At 42.0% G+C, this 17,570-nt stretch carries 18 protein-coding genes; 4 read left to right on the top strand and 14 right to left on the bottom strand.

Annotated elements, in window-relative coordinates:
- The first annotated feature begins 8 nt into the window (after positions 1-8).
- A complete protein-coding gene (locus OSCIL6407_RS0116620) occupies positions 9-5,444 on the top strand; it encodes a trifunctional serine/threonine-protein kinase/ATP-binding protein/sensor histidine kinase (protein WP_007357860.1) in 5,436 nt (1,811 codons plus the stop codon).
- A gap of 126 nt (positions 5,445-5,570) precedes the next feature.
- On the opposite strand, the gene OSCIL6407_RS0116615 is transcribed toward OSCIL6407_RS0116620, so the two are convergent.
- The 11 genes from OSCIL6407_RS0116615 to OSCIL6407_RS0116570 form a co-directional block, all read right to left on the bottom strand.
- Positions 5,571-5,786, bottom strand: a complete 216-nt coding sequence (locus tag OSCIL6407_RS0116615; protein ID WP_007357859.1) for a hypothetical protein — start codon at positions 5,784-5,786, stop codon at positions 5,571-5,573.
- 105 nt (positions 5,787-5,891) lie between these two features.
- Positions 5,892-6,554 carry a phycobilisome degradation protein NblB gene (gene nblB, locus OSCIL6407_RS0116610; protein ID WP_007357858.1) on the bottom strand — a complete coding sequence of 221 codons (663 nt, stop codon included), beginning with the start codon at positions 6,552-6,554 and terminating at the stop codon, positions 5,892-5,894.
- Positions 6,555-6,649: 95 nt separating this feature from the next.
- On the bottom strand, positions 6,650-7,111 hold the full coding sequence (locus OSCIL6407_RS0116605; protein WP_019487463.1) for a CBS domain-containing protein: 462 nt from the start codon (positions 7,109-7,111) through the stop codon (positions 6,650-6,652).
- A 443-nt stretch (positions 7,112-7,554) separates the two neighbouring features.
- Positions 7,555-8,049 (bottom strand): RpnC/YadD family protein, encoded by a 495-nt coding sequence (locus OSCIL6407_RS0116600; RefSeq protein WP_007357856.1) that lies wholly within the window; start codon positions 8,047-8,049, stop codon positions 7,555-7,557.
- 62 nt (positions 8,050-8,111) lie between these two features.
- Positions 8,112-8,435 carry a hypothetical protein gene (locus OSCIL6407_RS0116595; RefSeq protein ID WP_407635880.1) on the bottom strand — a complete coding sequence of 108 codons (324 nt, stop codon included), beginning with the start codon at positions 8,433-8,435 and terminating at the stop codon, positions 8,112-8,114.
- Between the two features lie 36 nt (positions 8,436-8,471).
- Positions 8,472-8,900, bottom strand: coding sequence for a hypothetical protein (locus OSCIL6407_RS0116590; protein ID WP_007357854.1), 429 nt, complete (start codon positions 8,898-8,900; stop codon positions 8,472-8,474).
- A 69-nt stretch (positions 8,901-8,969) separates the two neighbouring features.
- Complete coding sequence (locus OSCIL6407_RS0116585) at positions 8,970-9,212, bottom strand: DUF4926 domain-containing protein (protein WP_007357853.1); 243 nt, start codon at positions 9,210-9,212, stop codon at positions 8,970-8,972.
- 3 nt (positions 9,213-9,215) lie between these two features.
- On the bottom strand, positions 9,216-9,545 hold the full coding sequence (locus OSCIL6407_RS0116580; protein ID WP_007357852.1) for a DUF6883 domain-containing protein: 330 nt from the start codon (positions 9,543-9,545) through the stop codon (positions 9,216-9,218).
- 77 nt (positions 9,546-9,622) lie between these two features.
- On the bottom strand, positions 9,623-9,889 hold the full coding sequence (locus tag OSCIL6407_RS0116575) for a hypothetical protein (RefSeq protein ID WP_007357851.1): 267 nt from the start codon (positions 9,887-9,889) through the stop codon (positions 9,623-9,625).
- A gap of 78 nt (positions 9,890-9,967) precedes the next feature.
- Positions 9,968-10,138, bottom strand: coding sequence for a hypothetical protein (locus tag OSCIL6407_RS35425; protein ID WP_019487462.1), 171 nt, complete (start codon positions 10,136-10,138; stop codon positions 9,968-9,970).
- A 102-nt stretch (positions 10,139-10,240) separates the two neighbouring features.
- Positions 10,241-10,831, bottom strand: a complete 591-nt coding sequence (locus OSCIL6407_RS0116570) for a GNAT family N-acetyltransferase (RefSeq protein ID WP_007357850.1) — start codon at positions 10,829-10,831, stop codon at positions 10,241-10,243.
- A gap of 235 nt (positions 10,832-11,066) precedes the next feature.
- On the opposite strand from OSCIL6407_RS0116570, the gene OSCIL6407_RS0116565 reads away from it, so the two are divergent.
- The 3 genes from OSCIL6407_RS0116565 to OSCIL6407_RS0116555 all read left to right on the top strand — a co-directional run bounded on the left by OSCIL6407_RS0116565 (position 11,067) and on the right by OSCIL6407_RS0116555 (position 15,304).
- Positions 11,067-12,263, top strand: coding sequence for an ATP-binding protein (locus OSCIL6407_RS0116565; RefSeq protein ID WP_007357849.1), 1,197 nt, complete (start codon positions 11,067-11,069; stop codon positions 12,261-12,263).
- Positions 12,260-14,842, top strand: coding sequence for an AAA family ATPase (locus OSCIL6407_RS0116560; protein WP_007357848.1), 2,583 nt, complete (start codon positions 12,260-12,262; stop codon positions 14,840-14,842). The genes OSCIL6407_RS0116565 and OSCIL6407_RS0116560 overlap by 4 nt, the downstream gene beginning before the upstream one ends.
- Positions 14,843-14,977: 135 nt before the next feature.
- Positions 14,978-15,304, top strand: coding sequence for a (2Fe-2S) ferredoxin domain-containing protein (locus tag OSCIL6407_RS0116555; protein ID WP_007357846.1), 327 nt, complete (start codon positions 14,978-14,980; stop codon positions 15,302-15,304).
- On the opposite strand, the gene puuE is transcribed toward OSCIL6407_RS0116555, so the two are convergent.
- From puuE to OSCIL6407_RS0116540, 3 genes are all read right to left on the bottom strand, one after another.
- On the bottom strand, positions 15,301-16,209 hold the full coding sequence (gene puuE / locus OSCIL6407_RS0116550; RefSeq protein WP_007357845.1) for an allantoinase PuuE: 909 nt from the start codon (positions 16,207-16,209) through the stop codon (positions 15,301-15,303). The two genes, OSCIL6407_RS0116555 and puuE, sit on opposite strands and share 4 nt — an antisense overlap.
- A gap of 201 nt (positions 16,210-16,410) precedes the next feature.
- Complete coding sequence (locus OSCIL6407_RS0116545) at positions 16,411-16,809, bottom strand: gamma-glutamylcyclotransferase family protein (RefSeq protein WP_007357844.1); 399 nt, start codon at positions 16,807-16,809, stop codon at positions 16,411-16,413.
- 39 nt (positions 16,810-16,848) lie between these two features.
- Positions 16,849-17,562: a GntR family transcriptional regulator gene (locus OSCIL6407_RS0116540; protein ID WP_007357843.1), complete on the bottom strand. Its 714-nt coding sequence runs from the start codon at positions 17,560-17,562 to the stop codon at positions 16,849-16,851.
- Between the last annotated feature and the right edge of the window lie 8 nt (positions 17,563-17,570).

The following is a 17,570-nucleotide window of genomic DNA, read 5'->3' as shown; positions in this document are numbered from 1 at the left end:
ACCCCACTATGATCGCGATTCCCGGCGTTGCAGTTATAGCTTTAATCTACGAAAGTAGTAAATCCCTAGTCTATCGCGGCCGCATCGAACAGGACAATCAACCAGTTATTCTTAAACTTATAAAAGAAGAATATCCCGCACCAGAAGAACTTGCGAGATATAGACTTGAGTATGAAATTATTCAGAATCTAAACCTAGATAGCGTTGTCAAAGCCTATAGCTTACAACCTTTTAGGAACAGTCTAGTAATGATATTAGAAGACTTTGGCGGTGAATCCTTAAGAATATTCATGTCCTCCCAAAAATTGACATTTTTTGGATTCCTAACTATGGCGATCAAAATTGCTGAAAGTTTAGGAGAAATTCACGCAAAAAATGTTATTCATAAAGATATTAATCCCTCCAATATTGTTGTTAATCCTACTACTGGACAGCTCAAAATCATTGACTTTAGCATTGCTACAGAATTGACCCGCGAAAATACCCAGATTAAAAATCCCAATATTTTAGAAGGTACTTTAGCTTATATGTCGCCCGAACAAACGGGCAGAATGAACCGAGCTGTAGATTACAGAACTGATTTTTATTCCCTGGGTGCAACCTTCTACGAACTGCTGACAGGCAAACTGCCTTTTAACACTACGGATGCGATGGAATTAGTTCATTGCCACATTGCTAAACAGCCAATTTCTCCTCGCGAAATTACACCCGAAATTCCGCAAGCTCTTGCTAACATTGTAATGAAATTGCTCGCCAAAACTGCTGAGGAAAGATATCAAAGTGCTTGGGGAATTAAAGCTGATTTAGAATCTTGTCTTTTTCAATTACAAACCTCTGGATATATTGCCGAATTTCCTCTCGGTAGCCAAGATATTTCGGACAAATTTCAAATTCCCAAAAAGCTTTATGGCAGAGAAAAAGAAATAGAAACGTTGCTAGCAGCCTTTGAGCGTGTCAACACCCCTTACTCCGAGAGCAGGGGGGGCGAAATGATGCTAATTGCTGGTTATTCTGGGATTGGTAAATCAGCATTAGTTAGGCTTCTAGAAAAACCTATTACCAACAGACATGGTTATTTCATCTGGGGTAAATTTGACCAGTACAAGCGAACTACTCCCTACTCAGCCGTAGTCAGCGCTTTCTCCGAATTAGTGCGGCAATTGCTGACAGAAAGTGAAACGCAGCTAACAGTATGGCGCGAAAAACTCCGCAATGCCTTTGGCCCTAACGGACAAATTATTATCGATGTCATCCCAGAAATAGAATTGATTGTGGGCCAACAATCTCCCGTAGCAGAATTAGGGCCAACTGAATCCCAAAATCGTTTTAACCTAGTCTTTCAAAACTTTATCCGGGTATTTTGTCAGCAGGAACATCCTCTAGTAATTTTTCTAGATGATTTGCAGTGGGCTGACTCTGCTACCCTTAAACTGATAGAATTAATTTTCTCCGATCGAGAGACAAAATATTTATTTGTAATTGGTGCTTATCGCGATAACGAAGTCAGTCCCACACATCCTTTAATGATGACCCTGGAAAATCTGCGAAACCAGGAAGCGATTATCAACGAAATTATTTTAGCACCGTTAGATGTTGAGCACGTTACTAATCTGATTGCTGAGACTTTACACAGCGATAAAGAATCAGTAAAACCAATTGCAGAATTGGTAATTAGTAAAACTGATGGCAATCCTTTCTTTGTCAATCAATTCTTGAAAACTCTCTATCAAGAAAACCTATTAACTTTTTCTCCTCCGCAGTCTGGTAGTAAAGGTGAGTGGCAATGGAACATTTCTGATATTGAGCAGTGCGCCATCACGGATAATGTAGTAGAATTGATGATCCAAAAATTGAAGAAACTCCCAGAATCAACGCAGCAAATTTTACGCCTTGTTGCTTGTTTGGGCAACCAATTTGATTTAAATACCCTTTCTCTTATACATGAAAAAGAAGCATCGGAAACTTTTCATGCTCTTTTACCAGCGATTCAAGAAGGGTTAATTCTCCCAACTTCCGACTTAGAAGCTAAGTCCGTAGAATTGACTCACTACCCCTTACTAATTCTCAATTATAAGTTCTTGCACGACCGCGTGCAACAGGCAGCTTATACCCTGATTGAGGATTCGCAAAAAAAAGCAGTTCACCTCAGAATTGGTCGCCAAATCCTAGCAAATACTCCGAAGGAATATAGATCCGAAAGAATTTTTGAATTAGTAGATCATCTCAATGTTGGTAGGTCGCTAATCCTAGACGAAGAAGAACAAATGGAATTAGCAATATTGAACTTAGAAGCAGCGCGAAAAGCTAAAGAGGCAACAGCTTACTTTGCAGCTAGGGAATATTTAACTGCCAGCATGGACGGCTTAACTGAAGATATTTGGAATGCAGATTACGACTTAGCTATAGCTTTGCATAAAGAACGGGCTGAAGTTGAATATTTAAATGGGAATTTCGAGCGATCCGAAGAATTTATCAACCTAACTCTGAAGAAGACGAGATCGGATTTAGAAAAGGCAGAAATTTATAATCTTCTGCTCGTACAGTATGCTTTGCGTGGGAAAAATGAAGAAGCAGTTAAAGCCGGGAAAAATGCTATTACCTTGCTAGGAATTGACTTGCCTGAAGATGGTTTAGATGCGGCAATTGGAGCCGAATTTGCAGAAGCAAAAGCCAGTCAAGGGAATAAAGAAGTTGCGGTGTTAATAGATGAACCTGAAATGACGCTGCCGGAGAAAAAAGTTGCCTTGAAATTATTCAATAATTTGTTGCCATCGGCTTACTTTATTAATCCTGCTTTGTGGACTTTTAGTATCCTCAAATCAGTTAATCTTTCTCTCAGATACGGTCATGCTCCTGAATCATCTTTCTCTTATGCTAATTATGGAATTCTCCTGAATGCAGTATTTGGAGAGTATAAATCAGCCTACGAGTTTGGTTTAATGGCGCTGAAACTAACTGATAAATTTGGAAATTTGGAACTTAAAGGTAAAGTTTCTACTGTATTTGCTAATGCTTTAAGTTACTGGTTTCAACATCTAAAAGAGTCTATTCCTCTTAATAATGAAGGGTATAAAGCCGCTTTGAACTCTGGAGATTTACAGTATGCAGGCTATATTCTCAATTATAAAGCGATTTACTCATTTTTTCAAGGTAAAAATATTGGCCCACTGCTGACAGAAGTGCCCAGTTATTTACAATTTTCGCTGAAGACTAAAAATCAGATGGTTACGGATACATTGAATGGATTGCAATTAATTCTGCGTAACTTAAGTAAGCTGACTTCAGAAAAAAATGATTTTAGTAACGAAGGAATCACCGAATTAGAGTATATCGAAAGTTGCCAAGAACATCAAAACTTTTTCACGCTGTGCTTCTATAATATTTTTAAAGCTCAGGTTTTTTATTGTTATGGGAATCTAGATGAAGCACTCAAATGGGTTTTATCTGCGGAAAAGCAACTGAGTTTTATCACCGGGATTTTTCCAGTTACAGAATATAATTTTTATGCGTCTTTAATATTCGCTGCTCTTTACTCTCAAGTTTCAGAAGATGAGCAAAAGGAATATTGGGCGAAGTTAGAATCTAATCAAAAGCAGATGAAAATCTGGGCAGAAAACAGTCCCGAAAATTTCCTGCACAAGTACCTGTTGGTGGCAGCAGAAATGGGGCGTATTTCTGGTCAAGAATCAGAGGCAATTGATTTCTACGATCGCGCTATATCTTTAGCTAAGAAAAATGAGTATATTCAGCATGAAGCTTTGGCAAATGAACTAGCAGCAAATTTTTGGTTTAGTAAAGATAAACCGAAGTATGCCAACATCCACTTACGCGAATCTTACTCTGCTTATAAACGCTGGGGTGCTATTCGTAAAGTGGAGGATTTAGAGGAAAAATATCCTTATTTACGCGACGCAGTAATAGCTAATAAAACCTTTAAAAATTCCTTAAATGCAACTATTCATACCTCTACTGGTAGCGATGCACGGGCTCTAGATTTAGCTACAGTGATGAAGGCATCATTAGCAATTTCTAGTGAAATTTTTCTCGATAAATTGCTGGCTTCATTGATGAAAATTTCCATTGAAAATGCTGGAGCGCAATCTGGATTTTTGATCTTGCTGAGTGAAGGAAAATTGCTGATTTCTGCTCAAGCATCTGTAACGGGAGGTTTAGCCAACAAATCGGGAAGAACAGCTACAGAAGATGTTATTGTGCAACAATCAACTCCACTGGAGGAATCTCAGGATTTACCTGTGAGTGTGATTAATTATGTTGAGAGGACTCGCTCTGATGTGGTGTTAAGTAATGCTGCTGCTGAGGGCAGATTTGCCGCAGATCCTTATATTGTCAAACAGCAACTCAAATCTCTTTTGTGTACGCCGATTATTAATCAAGGCAAACTCATCGGGATTCTCTATTTAGAAAATAATTTAACCACTGGGGTATTTACTCCTGACAGATTGGAAGTTTTAAGGCTGCTTTCTTCCCAAGTTGCTATTTCGCTAGAAAATGCTTTGCTTTACGCTTCAGTGGAGCAAAAAGTGCAAGAACGCACGCAGGAATTAAACGAAAAAAATGGGCGTTTAGAACAAACTTTAGTGGAACTAAAAGTTACTCAAGCCCAACTGATCCAAACTGAGAAGATGTCTAGTTTGGGGCAAATGGTGGCTGGTGTAGCTCATGAAATTAATAATCCTGTCAGTTTTATCTACGGCAATTTAACTCCAGCTAGTGAATACGTCAAAGATTTGCTAAATATCATTTACCTTTACCAGCAACACTATCCCACACCTGCACCTGAAATTCAATCGGAAATAGATAGAGTAGAATTGGAATTCTTAGTAGAAGATTTGGAAAAACTTCTGGATTCGATGAAGGTGGGGGCAGAACGCATCCGCGATATTGTTCTCAGTTTGCGGAATTTTTCGCGCCTTGATGAAGCAGAAATGAAGCCGGTTAATATTCATTCTGGCATTGATAGTACGGTTATGCTTTTGCAGCCACGTCTGAGAAAAGAAGGGGGAAAATTAGGCATTGATGTGATTAAAGAGTACGTTGAACTGCCGCAGATTACCTGTTATGCTTCTCAGTTAAATCAGGTGTTTATGAATATTCTTACCAATGCGATTGATGCTTTGGAATCTGTGAGAAGTAATAGCGAAGATGCAGAGAAAAAACCTATGATTACAATTCGCACTGAGGTTATAGGTAGAAATGCGATCGTTAGAATTGCTGATAATGGCCCCGGCATGACTCCTGATGTGGTTCACAAGATTTTTGACCCTTTCTTTACAACGAAGCCTGTGGGGTCTGGTACTGGCTTGGGTCTGTCTATTTCCCACTCTATTGTTGTTAAGTCTCACGGTGGAAATTTGACTTGTATTTCCGCACCTTTTGAGGGTAGTGAGTTTATTATTGAGATTCCGCTGGCACCTCATCAGTAAGCTTGACTGGGCGGTTGAAACCGCGTCTATACAGACAAAACCCGCCTACGCGGGTTGAAATTCTACAGTCTGGATAGGCAGACTTTGCTTGTGTAGACGCGATTTTAATCGCCCAATTAGCGATACTTAATCGATGTTAATAGACTGAGGCCCACTACTATTACCGTTGTTTTCTTCAGTAGGGGGAGTGTAGGAAGTCGAACCAGTTTGCTGGTCAAGCCAGCTTTTTACTGGGTCGTCGTAAAGGTTGAGTCGCAGCAGGCCAGAAACAAATCCGCCTAAGAAAGCGATCGGCTGCTGGGTTAGTTCTTTTAGCACTGGGGTTAGTTCGTTGAGGAACATTTTTGGTCTCCTTGCGCTGCTTTTCGCCAGCGGTAGCAATAATTGGATCGTAGCGCGTCGCGAAGGGGAGAGGGCATCCCTGGCAACCTTTTAAATTAGTGTAAATTAGTGGGTATTTTGTGCAGTTTTGGCTTCTTGGGCAACTTGCTCTACTTCATCGCTGGCTAGGGTTTTGAGAGTGGCTTCTGCTTCAGGGCCGCCTAACCGGGCTAAGGCTTGGGCAACTCTGTAGCGCACCTGCCAGTCAGGATTGGAGGCGTAGGGTACGATCGCGGGGACTGCTCGACTATCGCCTAATTCTCCTAGTGCGCTAATGGCAATGGTTTGGATCAGTTCGTTGCTGGATTGGAGAGCAACTTCTAACAGTTCAAAAGCTCGTGGTTCTCCCATGTCTCCCAAGGCGGCGACGATGCTGAGTTGGACTAGCCACTCGGAGGTACTGTGGTAAAGTTGCTCCAATTCCTCAAAAGCTGCGGTTAGTTTCAAAGCACCCAAGGCATCAGCGGCGGCGGCTTGCACGTCGGGTTCGGGGTCTTTGAGGCTTTCGCGCAAGACTTTCAAAGATTGAGGCAAATTCTGTTCGCCGAGGGTAGCCATCTGACTGACGGCTGCATATCGGACGCGGACATTTTTATCGACGATCGCACCTTGGATCAGGTCGAAAGCTGTGGCCGGTTCTAGTTGGCGCATTTTATTCAATGCTTGTAAGCGATCGCCTAGATCCTGGGAACTTAGCAATTGCTGGACAGACTCAGGGGTAATGCTCATTAAATTGGTAATTGCTAATTGGTAATTGTTAATTGGTAATTGTTAACGGTTAACTGTTAATTGTTAACTGTTAACCGTTAACTCTTGGTTGATAATTAATACTCGGCGGCCATTGCTCGGACAATATCTCCTCGCGTCAGAATGCCGATCGCTTTGCCGGTGGGATCGATCACTGGCAAGCGATGGATGCTACGCTCGTGCATTAGTCGCGCTGCTTCTGGGAGAGATTTATCGGGTGTAGTAGTAATGGGATCGCGACTCATCACTTCTCCAACCGTTTGTCCTAAAGCTTTGTGGAGTTCTCGTTCGTAACGGCCGGGATTCTCCAAGTAAATCACGCTATCGAGTAGCATGATATATGCTGGGGGCGTTACCCCTACTTCCTGCCACATCAAGTCTGTTTCGGAGATAACGCCTACTAATTTCTCATTTTCATCCACCACTGGCAGGCCACTAATCCGCCGTTCGGCCAAAATCTTAATGGCTTCGGAAAGAGGCATTTCAGGTCGCGCCAAGATGGGGTCGCGGGTCATTACATCGGCTACAGTTTTGGGCATGATCGGCGGTATGCGATTGATCTCTCTGGGTAGATCATAGATGAAAGCGCGACACAGACCTATCACCGATAGAAGTAGGGACGATCTGAGAAAATTGTTAAGATATAGCAACCGCCAAGGCGGTTAGGGGCTAGGGGCTAGGGGCTAGGGGCTAGGGAAAGAAGGAAAAGAAGGGAATAGAGGGCGATCGCGATCGGATAGTTTAGGGGTGAGACAGTTTAGGAGTCAGACAGTTTAGGGGTGCGATCGTACCGCCAAACAAATCGTATTGTAGAGTAAACAGGAATTACGCACCCAAGCAAAGAAACCGGGTTTTTTACGAAAATACTTCGTTGTTACCCACAGATGCTCTCAAAAACCCGGTTTCTGGGACGACCTGCGTAAGTCCTATTAAAGTTAAGCTTTATTCATGCCGCCTCAGATAATCCGGGTATTTACGATAGCTAAAGACTTTCCTCTCGGAATCTAGCTAACAGTTCCTCGCGGGATAATTGCACCAGCAAGGGAGTAAATTCTTCTGGCGACAAAGCTAATAATGGCTCAATAATTGCTGACAATTCCTCATCTAATGAGCCAAACCTGACGCGCAATAAATTTTCTACAATGAGGCGTTTAGTGCGCTGTTCGCCGCGCTGTTCGCCGCGCTGTTCTCCTTGTCGTTCTACTTCTGCCAATCGTTCTTGAAAAAGAGGTCGTAATCGCATAACTAACTCCCTATCTTCTATTGCTAAACTTTGATTAAAGCCTAAGTTTTCCTGCAATTGATAAAACAATTCTAGCGCATTTGTGCGGAGGGGGCTATCCGCTGGTAATGCTTCTAGTTCGTCAATTGCCTGTTTTTGTGCATTACCTCTACCTAGAATTCTCAGCCACAGGGTTTGTGGAATTCTGGGTAGTTGGTGGATGGCGATAATTCCCGTTCTCAAATATTCTGGCATGAAGTACACGCCAGAGTCCCAGTCCGCATGAAATAAGGGAATAGATAACTCTTTTTTAGAGATTATACAGTTGCCATTAACTCACTGGGATGACCGATAACTTTTCGTAACTTCTGGCTGAAGTAATGCACTTCATAATCGGCGGCTAATTCTTCTTGAAGTTGCAGCCATAAGCTTATACCATCTCGCTCATAACTCTCTATTTCCTCTTTTGTTAGTTCTGGGGAATCAGGTGGGTAATCCCAGTTTAAACCAGCTTGATATGCTTCTGAGTATACTTTTAAACGATGAATCGTATCTGGCAAAAGCGGCAATGTTTCCGGGTCAATATCGCCAATATTATCTGGGTCTAAACCCCACAAAGGGTAGCAGTAATAATCTGGCATTAGTTTGATTTTTGGGATCATTTTTCTCCCCCTTAATTATCGGCTTCGTCGAAGTGAACCTGGGTTAGCACAGACAATATAACCATTGTCAGCAACAGTTACAGCAATTAGCTGAATTTTGTTATTGAAGCTGATCTTATAAATAGGTCTATTTGTTTGTTGATAGTCAACAATTTCACCTTGAGTGACAGCATTTATTATAGCATCGGGCAGGTTAGTTTCGCAGAGTCCGCGAGTAGCAAATTCCTGTTGGTGATTTTCTAAGATATGTTTAAGACCACTACCACGTTTTCCGCCTTTACCTTCTTCTAAGAAGACAATTTTGCCATCAGACAGTTTCGCAATCCGTAGTATTTTCTCTGGTGTATGTTTAATTCCTGCCTGTTGGAGTTCAGCAATTAGGATAGCTTTTTCGTCCTCTTTTGGTTTTGAGGGTTCTGAGATTTCATCAGATGGGTTTGTCAATGGCGATTACCTCAATGTTAGAGAATTTATGACAATTTTAGCATAGTGAAGATTAGAGTTAAGCTCTATTCACGCCGCCTCGTCTAAACGCCTAACGTGCAACACTTCATTCTCGGAAAGTTGTTCAATCTGGGACTCGCCGACGGTAATTACTGCTAAGGTTTCTCCTACTGCATTAAATACCTCTAGGCTGTACCCATCTTCATCTGGATCGGGATGATGTTCGACAATGGTGGCAATATCGCCGCGACACAGTTTGTACTGAGGTAAATCTTCTCGTAAAGCTACTCTTTTAAAGAGTTCAAATTTCATGGCTTATGCTTCCTTGTTTGGATACAGGGTGATAAATTTGGTTTGTTGGGATAAAAACTCGGTCATCCAAATGGTAACTACTTGCAGGGTTGTCCCGTTAGGCCCTGTTAGGGAACCTCGTATTTGGTATTTATTACCATATCGTGTCTCCTCGGTAGGTGTTGCATCTAGTGGTAAAATTTGGATTCTTAAATCCGTTTCTAACTGTTGCCAGTTTGCTAAAGTATAGCCAGCTTGTGCTAAAAACAGGGATTTATCATCTTCTGGCAATAGTTTCAGTAAATATTGGGTGATTTTGGCTTGAGCAATTGTGGTATTAGGTGGTAATTTCACATGAAGAGTTAGTAAAAATTTTAGTTGACTGGTTGATTTTTATATTATAGGGTAACACAGGGAAAGCAGAGAAATAATTAGGAAGATTGTTTTTCACTCTTGAATTCTTCCATTGAGATTGAGTTACCCTGTGCGATTGATTCTAAACCTCTGCGGATGCCTTCTTGATGTTCTGCGGAAAGCTCGTTAAATTTGATGTATTGCAGATAGTTTGTAAGTGGGTTTATTTGGCGACAAGCTATTTCGTAATCGGGATTGAGTTGAGCGAGGACTTCTTTTGCGCTTTCTGAACTCGCTTGCTGTTGAGTTTGTCTGATCGACTGATTTAGGGTTGTGTGTTCCATTTAGTTATGCTCTTAACATAGTTTCGGGCGATCGCTCTTTTTATTGTAGCAAAAATAAGAGCGATCGCATCCAGATATTTAACCCATTGCAATAGCAACAATCAGCGCGATTATAAACAATAAAATCCAAATCCACCCATCATTAGAACTGTTGAGCCTCCGTTCCTTTTCACACCGCAAACAATAATAACGATCGGGATCTTGTGAGTGCTGAACCCAAGGACAGTAAAAATCATTACACTTATTCATTGTTTATTTCCGATTTATTTGTGTTGGGTAAAAACTAGGTACGTAGTTGCGCTTCAGCGCTCTTTGATATCGGTTTGTGCGCTGAAGCGCAACTACATACTTTTAAGATTGAGTGCGATCGTAATTAGGAACACTTGACCGAAGTTGATAGAGACGAAAATACTCGACTGCCTCCATACTGTAATGGCAATAATGGCGACCATCATAGCGAAAGTTTTCCGATTCCAAGTACATTCCTAGCTTGTTTAAGATATGACGTGAGGCTTTATTCTCAACCATTGCGAAGGCCTCTAATCGCGGTTCATTTAACTGGTTAAAGCCTAATTCTAGGCAAATTTTACCCAATTTTGTCCCCCATCCTTGATTCCAGTAGGGTTCGTCTAGGGCATAGCCGAACTGAACAAATGAGGAGCGATCGCTTACATAAAGTTTCGTGAATCCCATTAATTTCTGCTGTCGTTGATCGAAAGCTAAATAAGTGCCAAAACCAAATTTCTCCCAGGCTTCGTCCCAGCCAAAGTATTCGGCGTATGCTTGTGATTCAGAGCGAACCCCCGTTGTAATAAATTTCATAACAGAAGAGCTTACCAGCATCGGACGAACCTTTGGATAATCCTTGATAGTTGGGCGGACTAATACCATTTCTGCGGTCTTTAAAATTGGAGGTAACTTTGGTAGAGTTCTGGTTTCCATTAGGATTCCCTCTTCACTAGGGTTGTTTTATTAACGACAAATGTAAAACCTTCTTCTATTAATTAAAATCCCTAAAATATTGAGAAAAATAGCCAATTAATTTAGCTATAAGTGCTCAAAAATATGGATAAATATAAATAAATATACAAAAATAGTAATTAGTTCTTAGATAATAGACAATGCCATCTGTCTATGCTACAATAAAAACCCAAGCAAGCTAGAACAGCAAAGTGCTATGGATTCACAGGAGCAAGACCAGGAGCAACAAGAAAAGCAGCGTTTTTTAGAGGATGTGGCTAAACATTGTCAATTCTCTGGGAGGATGCGTTCAGTGTTCCTGCTTCGCTTTGATGAAAAGAATGAAGAGGAAGGCCATAAAAAAATTGAAATTCGTTTAAAGATAGAATATCAAAACGTTTCTGAAGATTTGCAGGTAATCTGTAAAGTTTTGAGTGGTTTAAAAGGAAAGAGAGGACGACCTCCCACTGGTGAAAGTCCTTGGAAAACAACTTATATTTTGTTATGGACTCAGCATTATCCTCTGTGGAAAAGTGACTACTCCGCTTGGCAAAAGCAGATACTTAAGCTAGTTACAGAAAACCCAATTAAATCAGACACTCAATTGGTGGAATCTCAAAGCGATTTAACTGAAATTTATAATCCTATAAAACCTCAAATATTACCGCCAGAGATTCCAATTTCAGAAATTCATTTTTCCAATCCTTTCATTCCCAGAAATGGGATGATCGACAACCCGCAACTATTCTTCCCCAGAGAACGGGAAATAAGAAATATATTCGAGACGCTAAATAGTGGTAGCAGTGTCGCGGTGATTGGCCAAAGCGCGATGGGCAAATCTTCTCTACTAATGGAAATTTGCCGACAAGCACCCAATAAACTGACAACGCCACGACAGCCAATTTATTTAGAGTTAAACGGCTGTATGGATGAAAATCAAGTTTACAGCAGATTTGCTAATAAAATTGGTATTGAAATTAGTAATGGCGATCTATATTCAGCTTTGCAAAATCACAAATTATTACTAGCTTTAGATAATGTCGAGTGTCAGGGTTTCACTCGCTCCGTCAGAGATTGCCTTCGCTCTTTAGCTGAAGGCAGTCAGTCACCTTTAAAATTAGTCATTGCTGCTACTAAATTCCTTGATGAGTTATTTAATGATAGTCAAGCTGGTGGCACATCACCACTGGCAGGAATTTGTCAAAGTGAAGTATTGAAGCCTTGGAATGAAACAATTATTCGTAAGTTTATAGACAGTCGCCTCAAGGCTCCCTGGTTAAAATCTGTGACAAATCCTGTCAGTTTCACTGAGGAAGAAATTGCACTGCTAATCGCGGAAAGTGGCGGCCATCCTCAGAAATTAATGCAGTTATGCTATCAAACTTATGCTGGCTATCTGGAGGAAATACAATGAGTCAAAATTCTAACCCTGTTCCCCGCTTAGATTTAGCTCCTAAATTGAGTCACCCTCTTTCATTATGGAATCCCCTAGATTATCTGCGGTTATTGTATTGGGTGTTCTTTTTTCCCCAAGCTTTGCCATTCTATATAGACACCTTTGGGGGTAATGGTTTTAAGGAGGCAAAGACTTTAAAAGATAAATGGGAATGGCTGCGCAAAAATCCTATCCAGCGACGGTTAACTTTACAAGCTTTAGCGTTGATATTTGTAATTCCTATTGGTTTGAATCTCTTTATGAAAACGATAGGCATTCCTATCAATTCGAGTGTTTTTTCGTGGGGCATGGCATGGGGCGTGGCGTGGGGCGTGGCGTGGGGCATACAGTGGGGTATAAATCTGTGGGGCGCGGTGTGGGGCGCGGCGTTGGGCGCAGTGTTCGGCGTGCTGTGGGGCGCAGTGTGGGGCGCAGTGTGGGGTGTGGTGTACGGCGCGGTGTGGGACGAGGTGTGGCGCAATGCGTTGGTCGTGGCGTTGAGCGCAGTGTTGGGCGTGGTGTTGGGTGTGTTGTTCGGCGTAGTGTTCGGTGTGGTGTTAGGCGTGTATACCCGCCTTGGAGATTGGATTTTCGCTTTAGCGTTTACCTTGCTCCAGGCGAGAAACAAAAATAGGTATTTTCCTCACATTACCCCTCTTCCTCTTCCTTACCTGTCTTCTCAAGTTGCTAATTGGCTGAGGCGAGATTGGGAAACAGGAAAGCACAACATTAATCAACTATTGCGATTTACCCTTCAGTTTATCCCTGTTGTTCAAGCTGTTAATCGAGCGCTTGCCGAGACTCCTCCAGAACTACTTATCTATCGTGTCGCTCAATTAGCCGACGAGCTTTATGATTGGAATTTATTGCATTTTGTCTCAGCTTCTCTGAATAAATTCCTTAAGTTACAAACCCTCAGAAGTTTATTTTCTATTCCTTTTTTGCCCCATCGCTGGCAGCAGCGATTCAATAATCATTTTGAAACAAAGATGCGTTTAGATATCCCTGCCAGTGCAGCGGCTGGTTTCTTGTATTTGTATCAACAAAACCCAGCACAAGCAACTGAAGCGTTTGCAGTCGTGCGCCATCTCCCCTATGGCGAAGAAGCTTTCACCTTAGCGAAAATTCTATCAGTTTTTAACCAAACTAACGATCCAACTCTTGCCACCATCAAATTACCAGCATCCCCTAATCAACCGTCTTTACACTTGACTGCTTGGGAAGCAATTGCAGCCTTACGGTGGGTTATTTTCGATCTGCAAATTGTCCGGGAATCTGCCTCAGAATCAGCGCGTTCTCTGGCTCTAAACCGCGCATTAGGCGAACTACAAGGCATTCTGGATGGAGCCGCAAATATCTCGCAAGCTGAACGATATTTAATTATAAATATTGCACAAAGATGGCAAACAGCTTTACTAGCAATTACTCGTGAAATCGGCAATATTTCCATCACCGAACCCGTAACTAATCCCTACATTATCGGCGATCCAGTTCAAACTAAACTCTTTGTCGGTCGCGAAGACATTATGAGAGAATTAAAGGAATTGTGGGTTGTCAGCCATCGCCTCCAATCTGTCGTCCTCTACGGACACCGACGGATGGGTAAAACCTCAATTTTGCTGAATGTTGGCAACATTCTAGGTGCCAAAGTTCACCTAGCCTATATCAACTTACTGCTAGTTGGACAGAGTAATCAAGGCGTAGGAGAAGTGCTGATTAAGATTAGCGATGCTATTTCTCTTGCCGTCAACTTGCCATCACCTGCCGATGAAGGTTTCCTCAAACTTCCCTATATTACCTTTGAACGCTACCTCAAACAAGTAGTAGCAAATTTAGACGGCGGGTTAATTATTGCCTTAGATGAGTTCGAGAAAATTGAAGAATTAATCGAAGCTAAAAAAATCGATCCAGATTTCATGGGATTTCTGCGGGGACTGGTGCAAATGAGTCCGAAAATTGCCTTTGCCCTTGCTGGTTTGCACACCTTAGAAGAAATGACAGAAGATTATTTTCATCCTTTCTTTTCTAGCATTATCCCCATCCGCGTTGGTTTCCTCTCCCCAGGTGCAACTCGCCAAATTTTAGCCAACCCCGATGATGATTTTCTCCTCGACTACAAACCCGAAGCAATGGATACCATCTACCAGTTAACACAGGGCCAACCCTATCTCGTACAACTGATCGGATTTCTGCTAGTCCGCCGCTACAATGACCTAGTATTTGAAATGGGAAAAACCCTCGATCCAGTCTTTACCAGAGATGATGTGGAAGCTGTCATTAATGACCCCGATTTCTTCATCAAAGGTCGCTACTATTTTACAGGTGTTTGGGGTCAATCTGCCCAAGGATCACCGGGACAACAGGAAATATTAAAAATATTAGCCCCTCACCCAGAAGGTATCAATTTAGATCGCATAATTCAGGCAATAAATATGGATGAAACAACATTAAATGAAGCGATAGAAACTCTCAAACGTCACGATGTCATCCAAGAAACCAATGCCCAATATCATATCATCGTCGAGCTATTCCGCCGCTGGGTATTAGAAAATAAGTGAGCAGATCCCTTATTGTAAGTCATATACCCAAAAGCACGATTTGCTAATTGCTAAAGTAGATTGCCACAGCGAAGCAAGAAACCACTGAGAAGATTGTTAAGATATATTAAAGAATAACTTGAGAAATCCTGACCCATGCCAGAAATAGAGGGCGATCGCACTAACTCCGATCCCCAACCTCCCTGCATATTAGTTTGCCAGTACCAATCTTGCCTCAGAAACGGTGCAGCAGAAGTGCTGGAGGCTTTTGAGGCCGCCGCAGTTCCAGGCATCACAGTGCAAGCTAGCGGTTGCCAAGGACAATGTAGCATCGGCCCTACAGTGCGAATCACCCCTGAAGAGATTTGGTATTGCAGAGTTAAACCCACTGACGTACAGCTAATAGTTGAACAGCATCTTCAAGGCGGGAAACCTGTAGATGCGTTGCTTAATCCGAGAATTCACGTCCGTTTTTATTATTAACTCGGTTGATGATATTTATGCCAATGCCTAGCAATATCAATTCTACGGCATAACCACACTCGTTCGTGCTGCTGCACATAATCCAAAAATCTCGCCAAAGCAGCGGCCCTTCCCGGCCTTCCCACCAGGCGACAATGCAATCCCACACTCATCATTTTTGGTGCTGTTTCTCCCTCAGAATAGAGTACATCAAAGGCATCTCGAAGATAGGCAAAAAACTGATCGCCCGAATTAAATCCTTGATTAGTTGCAAACCGCATATCATTATTATCTAGCGTATAAGGAATGACTAAATGAGGTTTGCCGTAATCGCGAACCCAATAGGGTAAATCGTCAGCATAGCTATCAGAATCGTACAGAAATCCGCCTGCTTCTACAACTAATTTACGAGTATGAGGACTGGTACGCCCAGTATACCAACCAAGGGGACGATTACCAGTAACTTTTGCATGAAGTGCGATCGCCTTCTGTAAATGTTCCCGTTCTGCTTCCTCCCCAAAATATTTATAATCAATCCACCGATAGCCGTGACTAGCAATTTCCCAATCAGTTTCTAACATCGCCGCCACTGCTTCCGGGTTGCGTTCCAAGGCCATCGCTACCCCATAAACTGTAACAGGAATTCCCCTTTGTGTAAATATTCTGTGCAGTCGCCAAAAACCTGTCCGACTGCCGTATTCATAGCAGGATTCCATGTTAAGATGCCGCACTCCCATTAAGGGGATAGCACCTACAATTTCTGATAAAAATGTCTCGGAAGACTGATCGCCATGCAGGATACAAGTTTCTCCACCCTCTTCATAATTAATCACAAACTGCACTGCAATTCGGGCTCGATTTGGCCATTGAGGATCGGGTGAAAAACGGCCGTACCCAGTCATATCTCGTGGATAATTTGCTGACATTGTAATAACTTATCTTATTATTTTAAGTGGTTTTGAAGTGAATTAAAAAAGACTCCTACCCAGCATTAGCGTCAACTTAAGTAAGACTTATTCACACTTTACGTAACGCCGCCCTCTGGGCCGTATCCTCACCGCCCGGAGGGCGGCGTTACAAACAGTAGAATTTTAGCGGCTAAAGCCACTACTACAAATTATTTTGTTTCAAGCACTCGCTTTATAAGCAGCCCAACCTCCCAAGTCCGAAATATCCGGCCAGTTATATTTCTGCACTAATTCTTGGGGATAGAGGAAAGCTGTCAATACTTCTCCATCAACAAGTACCACATCAGCCGGATACATATTCGGCGGTTCCGTTGATGCTAAATTGTCAAACTCTTCTAGGGTGATTTCGTACACTTCACCAGGGATAGAAATACCCCCAATTTCTACTTCATAAATTGCGGGATGCCAACCGTCGCCAGCAGCATGAAGGCGATATTTGGGTTGAGTTTTTGCTTCTTTAATAAATTTAGCCGTTTGCAGATTTTTGTGGTCTGGCTGTCCGCGTAAAGCCGAGCCACAGATAAAGATCCGTTTGGTATTTAAGTTGTCTGAGGTCATAATTTCATTGCTCCTTATTATCAAATTATCAAAAATTTATCAGACAGATTCAGCAAAATCAGATTTCTGTTGTAGTTGCTGAATTTCTCGGATTACTCGTGCTTTACTAGCAATTAAATGTTCTCTAATTGCCGTCATTGCTACTTCTTGATTGCGTTCTACTACTGCTAGATAGATCCGGCGGTGTTCGCTCCGAATTTCCAGCACGCCTGGATTTTGCTGCATGGTGCGAATTCGCAACAGTGCCATTTTATCAAATAGTTGATCCAGAAAAGATACTAACCAGGGATTGCCGGAACTTTCCGCTAGCAACCGATGAAAATTATAGTCCATGTGGAGGAGTTGATAATTCGTTAATGGTTGCAATTGTTGATCTTTTACATTCTCTGCTTGCTGCACTACAAAGTCAAGTTTTTCTAACTGTTCTGGTGTAGCATTTTGACAGGCTTCTGCTACTGATAATTGCTCTAGGGCAATGCGACAATCGTAAAGATAGACTGCATCAGCGATGGAAAGTGCAGCAACACGCAATCCCGCACTGGTATCGGTTACTAAGTTCTCTCTTTGAAGTTGTCGCAAAGCTTCTCGAATTGGAGTTCGGCTAACTTGTAGCGTTTGGGCCAATTGAGTTTCTATTAAACGCTCTCCACTAGCTAATTCGCCGGACAGAATTGCAGTCCGAAGAGTTTTATAAGTTTGCTCGTGGAGAGACTGAGAGCGATGAATTGAACCCGACGAAAGAGTTAAAGTCATTATTCCTA

The organism is Kamptonema formosum PCC 6407 (assembly GCF_000332155.1).
Lineage (GTDB): Bacteria > Cyanobacteriota > Cyanobacteriia > Cyanobacteriales > Microcoleaceae > Kamptonema > Kamptonema formosum.
Note: the sequence above shows the minus strand (reverse complement) of the source record. Positions and strands in the feature narration are given on the sequence as shown.